Consider the following 13,031-nt stretch of genomic DNA (forward strand, 5'->3'; position numbering starts at 1 on the left):
CAAGCGCACAGCCGGCTGGAAAACAATCTTAAGAGCCGCTCTTCGAAATGATTTCCTCGGCAATGTTGCGAGGCACTTCTTCGTAGTGGGAAATTTCCATCGAGAAGACACCGCGGCCTTGTGTACCGGAACGCAATACCGTCGTATATCCGAACATTTCGGACAACGGCACTTTCGCACGAATCACTTGCGCGCCCCCGCGGGAATCCATACCTTCGATCCGGCCGCGACGGGAGTTAAGCATACCCATCACGTCGCCCATGTATTCTTCCGGAACGGTAACTTCCACTTTCATGATCGGCTCGAGCAGAACCGGATTACATTTGTCTTTCGCCGCTTTCAAAGCCATCGAACCGGCAATCTTAAACGCCATCTCACTGGAGTCGACGTCATGGTAAGATCCGTCAACGATCGTGGCTTTCACATCGACGAGCGGGAAGCCGGCAAGAACACCGTTCTTCATCGCTTCTTCGATACCCGCTTGCGCAGGAGCGATATATTCTCTCGGAACCGCACCGCCGACGATTTTGCTGTCGAACTGCAGGCCGGTGCCCGCTTCAAGCGGTTCGAATTCGACCCAAACGTGTCCGTATTGTCCGCGACCGCCGGATTGGCGTACGAACTTGCCTTCCACGCGTGCAGGAGTGCGGAACGTTTCGCGGTAAGCAACTTGCGGTTTACCTACGTTCGTATCCACTTTGAACTCGCGGCGCATACGGTCGATAATAATATCGAGATGAAGCTCGCCCATACCGGCAAGGATCGTTTGGCCCGTTTCTTCGTTCGTCGAAGCGCGCAGCGTCGGATCCTCTTCCGTCAATTTCGCGAGCGCCGCGCCAAGCTTGTCTTGGTCGGCTTTCGTCTTCGGCTCGACGGCGATCTCGATAACCGGATCCGGGAAGTTCATGGATTCCAGAATAACCGGATTTTTCTCGTCGCAAAGCGTGTCGCCCGTGCCTGTATCTTTCAAACCTACGGCAGCCGCGATATCGCCGGAGTACACGATGGAGATCTCCTGGCGGCTGTTCGCATGCATTTGCAGGATACGGCCGATCCGTTCGCGTTTGCCTTTCGTCGCGTTCAATACGTACGATCCGGATTGTAGCACGCCGGAATATACGCGGAAGAACGTCAGTTTACCGACATAAGGATCTGTCATGATCTTGAAAGCAAGCGCCGCGAACGGCTCTTCGTCGGAAGAATGGCGAACCGCTTCCGTACCGTCTTCAAGATGACCTTTAATGTCAGGTACGTCGATCGGCGCAGGCAAGTAATCGACAACGGCGTCCAACATCAATTGAACCCCTTTGTTGCGATAGGAAGACCCGCAAACGACCGGGAAGATTTGTACGCTACATACCCCTTTGCGCAATGCCGCTTTCAGTTCGGGTACTGTAATTTCCTCACCTTCAAGATACTTCATGGTCAAGTCTTCGTCAAGCTCCGCTACCTTCTCGACCAATTCCATGCGAAGTTCTTCGACTTTGTCTTTGTACTCCGCCGGAATTTCGATTTGTTCGATATCTTTGCCAAGGTCGTCTTTGTAGATATAAGCTACTTGTTCGACCAAGTCGATGATACCTTTGAAATCATTCTCCGCTCCGATTGGAAGTTGAATCGCAACGGCATTTGCTTGCAATCTGTCGCGCATCGTTTGAATAACGTGCAAAAAGTCCGCTCCGACGGTATCCATTTTATTGACATATGCAATACGCGGAACACCGTATTTATCGGCTTGTCTCCAAACCGTCTCGGATTGCGGCTCTACGCCTTCCTTCGCGCTAAAAACACCAACTGCCCCATCCAATACACGCAAGGAACGCTCAACTTCAACGGTGAAGTCAACGTGTCCGGGGGTATCGATGATATTGATGCGGTGACCCTTCCATTGAGCGGTCGTCGCGGCAGACGTAATCGTAATACCGCGCTCTTGCTCTTGCTCCATCCAGTCCATCGTAGCCGCACCTTCGTGAACTTCCCCGATTTTGTGCGTACGGCCCGTAAAGAACAAGATCCGCTCCGTAGTCGTAGTCTTACCGGCATCAATATGTGCCATGATCCCGATGTTGCGTGTATTTTTCAAGGAGAACTCTCTTGCCATGAAACAGTCTCCCTTCAAATTAGACTATCTTAACTGAATTCTATAAATTGACGAAACGTAAAGCTTGATCCTACCAACGATAGTGCGCGAACGCTTTGTTGGCGTCAGCCATTTTGTGCGTGTCTTCACGTTTCTTGACGGAAGCGCCTGTGTTGTTGGAAGCGTCGATAATCTCAGCCGCCAAACGCTCTTCCATCGTTTTCTCCCCGCGAGTGCGGGAATAGTTTACGAGCCAACGCAACCCTAAGGAGGTGCGTCTTTCAGGTTTTACTTCGATCGGCACTTGGTAGTTGGCGCCGCCGACACGACGAGCTTTAACTTCCAATACCGGCATAATATTTTTGATCGCTGCTTCAAACACTTCCATCGGCTCTTTGCCTGTACGTTCTTGAATCAACTTGAACGCATCGTAAAGGATTGTTTGAGCAACGCCCCGTTTACCGTCGATCATGATGCGGTTGATCAGGCGAGTAACCAATTTGCTGTTATACACCGGATCCGGCAACACGTCTCTCTTCGAAACTGGACCTTTGCGTGGCATGGGTATCCCCCTTTCTTTCGTCATTCTATCAATCTTCTGCTTACATCGTCATTCGATTATTTTTTCTCTTTCGGACGTTTCGTACCGTATTTCGAACGAGCTTGCATACGGTTGTTCACGCCTGCAGTATCCAATGCACCGCGCACGATATGGTAACGTACCCCCGGAAGGTCTTTTACCCGTCCGCCGCGAACCAATACGACACTGTGCTCTTGCAAGTTGTGTCCGATTCCGCCGATATACGCGTTCACTTCCACGCGGTTCGTCAAACGAACACGAGCGTATTTACGAAGCGCGGAGTTCGGTTTTTTCGGAGTCAAAGTACCTACGCGAGTACATACGCCGCGTTTTTGCGGGGCGCTCAAATCAGTCTCTTCACGCTTCAAAGCGTTGAATCCTTTTTGCAATGCAGGGGATTTAGACTTCGATTTTTTCTCTTCGCGGCCTTTGCGCACTAATTGATTAATTGTTGGCATGTTGCCACCCCCTTCCCATAATAAACATTCGATTATGAGCCGCTTTTAAGCCCACAGACCCAGGCGGTTCATAAAAGAACAAACGAAATGTCTTTGCCCGGGACTCCCGCCCCTACAAAAACATTAGTTTCATTATTCATTCACAACGGCAACCATCGCGGCTCCGACTTCGATCCCGCAAGCTTTGCCGAGATTCCGCATCGTGTCGACGTAAGTTACCTTCACGCCGGCTTTCTTGCACAGCGCGATCACTTTCGATGTAATCCGCGAATCGGCATCTTCCGCCACATACACTTCGACGGCTTGCCCCAGTTCGACCATTCGCATCGTCTGTTTGGTGCCGATCTTAATGTTCGCGTCCTGTAATCCTTTATCATAAGACATCGATCATATCCTCCAAAAGAACAGGTGATACGTTAGCTTAGGCACACTACGATATATTATCATTTCAAAAATCGGATGTCAAGAAAAAACTGAAACGGAATGAGGGAAAGCCACGCCGGCTTATCCGCTCATTCCGCTCCGCCATAACCGCTATTCTATCGATACGGCTTCCAATTCTTCCTGTGTCGGTTCTTCCGGCTCAGGCTCGACGAATTTGACGTTGCGATATCGGCTCATGCCCGTTCCCGCAGGAATCAGCTTACCGATAATGACGTTCTCCTTCAAGCCGAGCAATTGGTCGACTTTTCCTTTGATGGCCGCATCGGTCAAGACGCGAGTCGTTTCCTGGAACGATGCCGCCGACAGGAAGGAGTCGGTTTCAAGCGACGCTTTCGTAATCCCGAGCAATACCGGTTTCGCGACAGCCGGTTCTTTGCCGGAGAGAATCGCATCCTTGTTGGCCGCTTCGTATTCGTGAATATCCACGAACGAGCCCGGCAACAGAGGCGTATCTCCCGAATCGACGATTCGGATTTTGCGCAGCATTTGCTTGATCATAACCTCGACGTGCTTGTCGTTAATCTCAACCCCTTGGTTTCGATATACGCGCTGCACCTCTTGGAGAATGTAGTTTTGCACGCCGCGAATTCCTTTAATGCGCAGCATATCTTTCGGGTCGATCGAACCGTCCGTCAACTCGTCGCCGGCTTCGACCTCTTTCCCTTCGTATACGCGAATGCGCGATCCGTACGTAACGGCGTACACTTTCGTTTCGGCTTCGCCCTGAATTTCGATTTCGCGGCGGTCTTTCGCCTCGCGAATTTCTTTCACGACGCCGTCGATTTCGGTAATGACCGCTTGCCCTTTCGGATTCCGCGCTTCGAACAGCTCCTGAATCCGCGGCAAACCTTGCGTAATATCGTCTCCCGCGACGCCCCCGGTATGGAACGTACGCATCGTGAGCTGCGTTCCCGGCTCCCCGATCGATTGCGCGGCGATAATGCCGACCGCTTCCCCGATCTCGACGTGCTTGCCGGTCGCCAGATTGCGGCCGTAGCACATTTTGCAGACGCCGTGACGGGCGCGGCAGCTAAGAACCGAACGGATTTGCAGACGCTCGACGCCGTCGGGCTTCATGAGCGCTCCCGATTTGAGCAGCAGATCGGCTTTGTCGGAATCGATCAATTCGTTGCGGTTCACGATAATTTCGCCGGTTTGCGGATGGCGTACCGTTTCGAACGAATAGCGTCCTTCGATCCGGTCGAACAAGTCTTCGATAACCTCTTTGCCGTCTTGAATTTTGCTGACGGTAAATCCTTTATCCGTACCGCAATCTTCCTCGCGGATGATGACGTCTTGCGCCACGTCGACGAGACGGCGCGTCAGGTAACCGGAGTCCGCCGTACGAAGCGCGGTGTCGGCCAAACCTTTCCGCGCGCCGTGCGTGGAAATAAAGTACTCCAAGACGGTCAAGCCTTCGCGGAAGTTCGATTTGATCGGCAATTCGAAAATTCGGCCCGACGGCGTAGCCATCAGCCCCCGCATGCCTCCAAGCTGCGTAATCTGCGATTTGTTACCGCGCGCTTTGGAGTCGACCATGAGCATGATCGAATTGTAACGGTCCATCGATTTCATCAATACGTCGGTAATCCGGTCTTTCGTTTGGCCCCAAATTTCGATAACCCGGTCGTACCGCTCTTCGTCCGTAATCAGACCGCGGCGGTATTGATTGGTAACCACTTTGACCTTCTCTTCGGATTCGCGCAAAATATCCGCTTTTTCCTGCGGTACGATAACATCGGAGACGGCAATCGTAATGCCCGCTTTCGTCGAGTACGTAAAGCCGAGCTGTTTGATTTTGTCCAGAATGACCGACGTTTCCGTCGTATGGTACGTCTCGAAACATTTGGCGATAATTTGTCCCAAATATTCTTTGCCGACCGCGCCCGTTTGCGGAAGCGACAGCATGTACTCGCGGATATCGACGCCTTTGTCGTATACAAAGTATTGTTCCGGCGTTCCTTGCAGCAAGTTCGTTTTCGTAGGCTCGTTGATGTACGGGAACGACGCCGGGAATATTTCGTTGAAAATAATCCGGCCGACCGTCGTAACCAGCATCGCGCCCTGCTGCTTGTCGGTGAAGGACGTTTTGCCCAGCGCCTTGACCGGAATCGCGACGCGCGCATGCAGCGAGGCGGTTCCGCGTTGATAAGCGGAGATCGCTTCGTTCGGATGGGCGAAGATGAGGCCCGTTCCTTCCGCTTCCTTGTTGTCCATCGTCAAGTAATAGCTGCCCAGAACCATATCCTGAGAAGGCGTGACGACCGGTTTGCCGTCTTTCGGGTTCAGAATGTTCCCCGAAGCCAGCATCAGAATGCGCGCTTCCGCTTGCGCTTCGGCGGACAACGGCACGTGCACCGCCATCTGGTCGCCGTCGAAGTCGGCGTTGTACGCCGTACATACGAGCGGATGAAGCTTAATAGCGCGTCCTTCCACAAGAATCGGTTCGAACGCTTGGATCCCGAGTCTGTGCAGCGTAGGAGCGCGGTTCAGCAGAACCGGATGCTCTTTAATGACTTCTTCGAGCACGTCCCATACTTCCGGGCTGACCCGTTCCACTTTGCGTTTCGCGCTCTTGATATTATGCGCCAATCCTTTATTGACAAGCTCTTTCATGACGAAAGGCTTAAACAATTCCAATGCCATCTCTTTCGGCAAGCCGCATTGGTACATTTTCAGGCTCGGTCCGACAACGATAACGGAACGACCCGAGTAGTCAACGCGCTTTCCGAGCAAGTTTTGACGGAAACGGCCTTGCTTCCCTTTGAGCATATGGCTGAGCGATTTCAAAGGCCGGTTGCCGGGACCCGTTACCGGGCGGCCGCGGCGGCCGTTGTCGATCAGCGCGTCCACCGCTTCTTGCAGCATCCGCTTCTCGTTCTGCACGATAATATCCGGCGCGCCGAGGTCGAGGAGACGTTTCAAGCGGTTGTTGCGGTTAATAACGCGGCGGTACAGATCGTTCAAGTCGGACGTGGCGAAACGTCCGCCGTCCAATTGAACCATCGGACGCAGCTCCGGCGGAATGACCGGCAGCACGTCGAGAATCATCCATTCCGGTTCGTTGCCCGAATTGCGGAACGCTTCGATAACTTCGAGACGCTTGATCGCACGGTTGCGGCGTTGTCCTTGCGCCGTGCGCAGCTCTTCTTTCAAAAATTCGAGTTCTTTATCGATATCGAGATCTTGAAGCAGCTTTTTGACCGCTTCGGCTCCCATGCCAGCCTGGAATCCGTAGCCGTATTTCTCGCGGTAGCTGCGGTATTCCTTCTCGGACAGCAGTTGCTTCTTCTCGAGCGGCGTATCGCCCGGATCGGTGACCACATAGGAAGCGAAGTAAATAATCTCTTCGAGCGAGCGCGGCGACATATCCAGCGCCAAACCCATGCGGCTTGGAATTCCTTTGAAATACCAAATATGCGAAACCGGGGCGGCCAATTCGATATGGCCCATCCGCTCGCGGCGCACTTTCGCGCGGGTTACTTCAACGCCGCAGCGGTCGCAGACGACGCCTTTATAACGGACGCGTTTATATTTGCCGCAATGACATTCCCAGTCTTTCGTCGGGCCGAATATTTTTTCACAAAAGAGCCCTTCTTTTTCCGGTTTTAAGGTACGATAGTTGATTGTCTCCGGCTTTTTTACTTCTCCGCGGGACCAAGAACGAATTTTGTCCGGTGAAGCTAATCCGATCTTCATAAATTCGAAATTGTTTACGTCCATCAAGGAGCAACCCTCCTTAATCATGTACTTATTGGAATCATGTACTCATTGGCAAAATATATCCGGGCAGAAAGCCGGCGCCTATTCGACGCCGACCTCGGCTCCTTCCAGATTCAAGCTAAGCTTATCGCCGCTCGCATCGTCGTCATCGTCGATTTCTTTCATTTCGATCTCTTCCTCGTTTTCGGTCAAGATCTTCACATCCATACCCAAGCTTTGCAGCTCTTTAATCAATACTTTGAACGACTCCGGAACGCCAGGCTCCGGCACGTTCTCGCCTTTCACGATCGATTCGTACGTCTTCACCCGGCCGACGATGTCGTCGGATTTGACCGTAAGAATCTCTTGCAGCGTGTAGGCCGCGCCGTAAGCTTCCAGCGCCCAAACCTCCATCTCCCCGAAACGCTGTCCGCCGAACTGCGCTTTACCGCCGAGCGGCTGCTGCGTAACGAGCGAGTACGGTCCGGTGGAACGGGCATGGATTTTATCGTCAACCATGTGAGCCAATTTGATCATGTACATGACGCCGACCGTAACTTCGCGCTCGAAGCGCTCGCCGGTTCTACCGTCATATAGAATCGTCTTGCCGTTGCGGTTCATGCCGGCTTCTTCCATCGTGTCGAATACGTCGTATTCGGTCGCGCCGTCGAATACCGGCGTCGACATATGAAGGCCGAGATGTTTCGCCGCCATGCCCAAGTGGACTTCGAGCACCTGCCCGATGTTCATCCGCGAAGGAACGCCGAGCGGGTTCAATACGACTTCGACCGGCGTGCCGTCCGGCAAGAACGGCATATCTTCCTCAGGCAAAATCCGGGCGATAACCCCTTTGTTCCCGTGGCGTCCCGCCATTTTGTCCCCTTCGGAGATTTTACGCTTCTGCGCAATATAGACACGGACAAGCTGATTCACGCCCGGAGGCAATTCATCGCCGTTCTCGCGCGTAAACACTTTGACGTCGACGACGATTCCGTCGGTTCCGTGCGGCACGCGCAATGACGTATCGCGAACTTCGCGCGCCTTCTCCCCGAAGATCGCGTGGAGCAAACGCTCTTCCGCCGTCAACTCGGTGACGCCCTTCGGCGTAACTTTGCCGACGAGAATATCGCCTGCGCCGATTTCCGCCCCGACGCGGATAATGCCGCGCTCATCCAAGTTCTTGAGCGCTTCTTCCCCGACGTTCGGAATATCGCGGGTAATCTCTTCCGGCCCGAGCTTCGTGTCGCGGGCTTCGGACTCGTATTCTTCAATGTGAATCGACGTATAAACGTCTTCTTTCACCAGTTTCTCGCTTAACAAAATCGCATCCTCGTAGTTGTAGCCTTCCCATGTCATAAAGGCGACGACGACGTTGCGTCCGAGCGCCAATTCGCCTTGTTCCGTGGAAGGTCCGTCCGCCAGGATGTCCCCTTTTTTGACGATATCGCCTTTCCGGGCCAGAGGACGCTGATTGTTGCAAGTTCCGTGATTGGAACGCATAAATTTGTGCAACTTATATTTAATGACGTCGCCTTTCACTTCTTTGCCGTCGATCGTCTCGACGCGGCGCAGCCATATTTCGTTCGCCGAAGCGCGCTCGATAATGCCGTCGTGCTTCGCTACGATACATACGCCGGAATCTTTCGCCGCCTTATGCTCCATTCCCGTTCCGACGAGCGGAGCTTTCGGGACGAGGAGCGGAACGGCTTGCCGCTGCATGTTCGATCCCATCAGGGCGCGGTTGGAGTCGTCGTTCTCCAGGAACGGAATTAACGCCGTCGCCACCGAGACAACCTGTTTCGGCGAAACGTCCATATAATCGACGCGATCGCTCGGCATCACGAGGATGTTGTCGGATTGCTTGTTATAACGAACGATAACCATATCGTCTTTAAACGTGCCGTCCGGATTCAACTCCGCGTTCGCCTGCGCGATAACGTAGTTGTCTTCCTCATCCGCCGTCAAGTATGCGATCTGATCGGTAACGACGCCCGTCTTCGGATCGACCCAACGGTACGGCGCCTCGATAAATCCGTACTCGTTAATGCGCGCGTACGAAGACAGCGAGTTAATCAATCCGATGTTCGGACCTTCCGGCGTCTCGATCGGACACATCCGGCCGTAGTGCGAGTGATGCACGTCGCGGACTTCGAAACCGGCCCGTTCGCGCGTCAAACCGCCGGGACCGAGCGCGGACAAGCGGCGCTTATGGGTCAATTCCGCCAGCGGGTTCGTCTGGTCCATGAACTGCGACAACTGGGAGCTTCCGAAGAACTCTTTAATCGACGCAATTACCGGACGGATGTTGATCAGCGCCTGCGGCGTAATCACGTTCGCATCCTGAATGGACATTCTCTCGCGCACGACGCGCTCCATCCGGGACAAGCCGATGCGGAACTGGTTTTGCAGCAGTTCGCCGACCGAACGCAGACGGCGGTTCCCCAAATGGTCGATGTCGTCGGTGCTTCCTACGCCATGCAATAAATTAATAAAATAATTAATTGAAGAAATAATATCTGCAGGCGTAATATGTTTGACCGTCTTATCGATAACCCCGTTGGAAATGACTTTGATGACTTTCGTTTCGTCATGCGGCGAGAATACGCTGACGCTTTGCAGCGGGATATCGTTCGCATCCATGACGCCGCCTGCTACATGATACGTTTTGAAGCCGACGTTCTTTTCCAAGTAAGGCAAAATTTCGTCCAACAAACGGCGATCGATCATTTGTCCCGCCTCGGCGATAATTTCGCCCGTGGACGGATCGACCAGCGTTTCCGCGAGCCGTTGGTTGAACAAACGGTTCTTGATGTGGAGCTTCTTGTTAATTTTGTAGCGTCCGACATTCGCCAGATCGTAACGCTTCGGATCGAAGAAACGCGCCACAAGCAAGCTCTTCGCATTCTCAAGCGTCGGCGGCTCGCCGGGACGAAGGCGCTCGTAAATTTCGATCAGCGCTTTTTCCGTCGTGTCGGTGTTGTCTTTATCCAATGTATTGCGAATGTACTCGTCATTGCCGAGCAATTCCAAAATTTCCGCGTCCGTTCCGAAGCCTAAGGCGCGCAGCAGCACCGTAACCGGAATTTTGCGCGTGCGATCGATCCGTACATAGATGATGTCTTTCGCGTCCGTCTCCAGTTCCAGCCAAGCGCCGCGGTTCGGGATCACCGTCGCGGTATATGTTTTCTTCCCGTTTTTATCAACTTTAGTGCTAAAATAGACGCTGGGAGAGCGAACCAACTGGCTGACAATAACCCGTTCCGCACCGTTAATAATAAACGTACCGGTTTCCGTCATAAGCGGGAAATCTCCCATGAACACTTCTTGTTCCTTCACTTCACCGGTTTCTTTGTTAATAAGCCGTACTTTGACTCGTAAAGGAGCCGCATAGGTGACATCGCGCTCTTTCGTTTCATCGATGGAATATTTCGGTTCGCCCAGGCTGTAATCGATAAATTCCAAGACCAAGTTTCCTGTAAAATCCTGAATCGGCGAAATGTCTTGGAACATTTCACGCAATCCTTCGTCCAAAAACCATTCATATGACTTTTGTTGGATTTCAATCAGATTCGGAACATCGAGTACCTCTTTGATGCGTGCGTAACTCCTCCGAGTGCGTCGACCATACTGAACAAGTTGTCCTGCCAACTTATACTCACCCCTCATGTCTACTCACTAAAAATTCATTGCACATTCGTCCGCTTCCGCCGTATAATCCGTACAAAGTAAAATTTTAACTTGACGAAAATCCCGTAAAAAAGTTAAACTTCCGTTGTCGGAGCATAAACGAAAAGCGGCAGCAGGAATCAGAAGACAAATAAAGAAAAGCCCTTATCGAATGTGTTCGAAAAAAGAGCGCGATCCTCATTGTTCCTTTCGTCCTTTGGAAATAGTTTCTTCATATCAAGTAGATTTGCCCAAAATGATAACATTATACGTTAAACGACAATTTTCTATACATCCAATATCGAAAAAAGTCTTGACATTTTAGCAAACTAAAGACATGAAGACCATCCTAATACTGACATTTTAAAATAATACCATATCTAAATTTTGAAGTCAACAAAAAAAACCGATTGAGTCATCGGTTTTTAAAATATGTTTCTTTAAATAAAAGTTCACCTCTTACGAACGGATTGGCTGTTTTTTGCCTTTGCGCGTATCCACTTCCATTCGCTTCTGCCATTTCCCCAGCACGATATCGGCTGCGATCGCGAGCAGCGCCGCCGGAATGGCGCCGGCATAAATCTGGATATCATTGCGATGGTTGAGGCCGTAGTAAATTTCCTTCCCCAGGCCGTCTCCCCCGATTAACGGAGCGAGCGTTGCGACACCGATCGCAATGACAGCCGCAACGCGCAGACCGGCCATAAGGAACGGCAGCGACAACGGCATCTGCACTTTCAACAGCAGTTGCAGCGGACTCATGCCGACACCTTTGCCCGCTTCGGAAACGCCCCGGTCCACTTGCTGCAATCCGACATAAGTGTTGCGGATGATCGGCAGCAGCGAGTATAGGAACAAGCCGACGACGATCGTTTTAAACCCGAGTCCGAGCACGAGCATCAATATCGCCAGCAGCGCCAGACTGGGGAACACTTGAATGGTGTTCGCCGCCGCGAGAATGATTTTGGCCGTTCGCTCATTGCGGGCGCACAAGATGCCGAGCGGGATGCCGACAACGAGCGCCAGCAGCAGGCCGGCGACGACCATAACGATGTGATTCAGCGTCAACATCAGCAAATCGCCCGCATGATCCTGCAAATATTCAGCCATTCGCGTCATAAAGTTACGTTCCATGCTTCCCCCACCTCATTTCATTATTTGGGTCAGCTCCGCTTTATTGCAACAACCCGATTTCCTGCAAAAATGCGACGGCTACCTTTTGGGCGCTTTGTTTTTCCACTTCTACTTCGTAGCATAATTGCGTCATCGTTTTGGCGTCGATTTTGCCGACCAGCAAATTGACCGCTTCTTCCAAATCCGGATGCTGCTCAAGCATATCTTTGCGCACAACCGGCGAAGCGTCGTACGGGTAGAAAAACTGCTTGTCGTCTTGGAGCGTTTGCAAATTGTACTCGATCAGTCCGGGATCGACGGAATAGGCGAGCACGATATCCACTTTTTTGTTGGCTGCCGCCTCATAAACGAGCCCGATTTGCATCGGGAGCGCTTCTTTGAAAGAGAACCCGTATTCTTTCTGGAATGCGCGGTACCCGATATCGTCCCGTTCGAGCCAAGTCGTATCCACTCCGACCGTCATATCGCCGGCCATGTCTTCCACATCGGAAATTTTATTTAGATGATGCTCCGCCGCCAAATCCTCGCGAACGGCGAACACATACGTATTTTCATATCCGTAAGGATCGAACCACTTAAAGCCGTAATGCTCGTCGAATCCTTCTTGCGCCAGCTTCAACACTTGCTGACGATCCTTGGTTTGCTCCACTTCAAAATAGTTATTGAATACTTCTCCCGTATACAGGGTGGCCATTTGGATTTCGTCCATTTTCAACGCATCGATCACGATCGGGCTCGAGGCCAAGTCCTGCTTGATTTTCACCTTCAGGTCGGTCCGATCTTCAATTAACGCTTTGTACATATTCGCAATAATAAGGGGGTCCGTATAATTTTGCGCCCCGATCACCAACGTATTGTCTTTCTTGCCGCTGCCGCCGCAAGCAGACAAAGCCAACGACATCACAATAATGAAAACCAATCCTATGATTCCTTTTCTATTCATAATTCCTCCTAATGAAACCGATTT

8 protein-coding genes are annotated in these 13,031 nt (G+C 52.0%); all 8 read right to left on the bottom strand.

The features are described from left to right. Positions 1 to 28: 28 nt before the first annotated feature. The 8 genes from fusA to LQ229_RS16075 all read right to left on the bottom strand — a co-directional run bounded on the left by fusA (position 29) and on the right by LQ229_RS16075 (position 13,007). The gene (gene fusA, locus LQ229_RS16040; protein WP_216539530.1) at positions 29 to 2,101 is read right to left on the bottom strand and encodes an elongation factor G; all 2,073 of its coding nucleotides are present in this window, start codon (positions 2,099 to 2,101) and stop codon (positions 29 to 31) included. A gap of 70 nt (positions 2,102 to 2,171) precedes the next feature. Next, entirely contained in the window at positions 2,172 to 2,642 is a 471-nt protein-coding gene (rpsG, locus tag LQ229_RS16045; RefSeq protein WP_216539529.1) for a 30S ribosomal protein S7, read from the bottom strand. Positions 2,643 to 2,698: 56 nt separating this feature from the next. Further along, a complete protein-coding gene (rpsL, locus tag LQ229_RS16050) occupies positions 2,699 to 3,118 on the bottom strand; it encodes a 30S ribosomal protein S12 (protein ID WP_216539528.1) in 420 nt (139 codons plus the stop codon). A 132-nt stretch (positions 3,119 to 3,250) separates the two neighbouring features. Next, complete coding sequence (locus tag LQ229_RS16055; RefSeq protein WP_216539527.1) at positions 3,251 to 3,502, bottom strand: ribosomal L7Ae/L30e/S12e/Gadd45 family protein; 252 nt, start codon at positions 3,500 to 3,502, stop codon at positions 3,251 to 3,253. A 150-nt stretch (positions 3,503 to 3,652) separates the two neighbouring features. Beyond that, complete coding sequence (gene rpoC / locus LQ229_RS16060; protein WP_230192264.1) at positions 3,653 to 7,288, bottom strand: DNA-directed RNA polymerase subunit beta'; 3,636 nt, start codon at positions 7,286 to 7,288, stop codon at positions 3,653 to 3,655. 78 nt (positions 7,289 to 7,366) lie between these two features. Next, positions 7,367 to 10,912, bottom strand: coding sequence for a DNA-directed RNA polymerase subunit beta (rpoB, locus tag LQ229_RS16065; RefSeq protein WP_216539525.1), 3,546 nt, complete (start codon positions 10,910 to 10,912; stop codon positions 7,367 to 7,369). A gap of 477 nt (positions 10,913 to 11,389) precedes the next feature. Next, the gene (locus tag LQ229_RS16070; RefSeq protein ID WP_230192265.1) at positions 11,390 to 12,064 is read right to left on the bottom strand and encodes an ABC transporter permease; all 675 of its coding nucleotides are present in this window, start codon (positions 12,062 to 12,064) and stop codon (positions 11,390 to 11,392) included. 40 nt (positions 12,065 to 12,104) lie between these two features. Next, positions 12,105 to 13,007 carry a glycine betaine ABC transporter substrate-binding protein gene (locus tag LQ229_RS16075; RefSeq protein ID WP_230192266.1) on the bottom strand — a complete coding sequence of 301 codons (903 nt, stop codon included), beginning with the start codon at positions 13,005 to 13,007 and terminating at the stop codon, positions 12,105 to 12,107. Between the last annotated feature and the right edge of the window lie 24 nt (positions 13,008 to 13,031).

Origin of the sequence: Paenibacillus sp. CECT 9249 (genome assembly GCF_918697855.1) — a bacterium.
Taxonomy (GTDB): Bacteria; Bacillota; Bacilli; order Paenibacillales; family Paenibacillaceae; genus MSJ-34.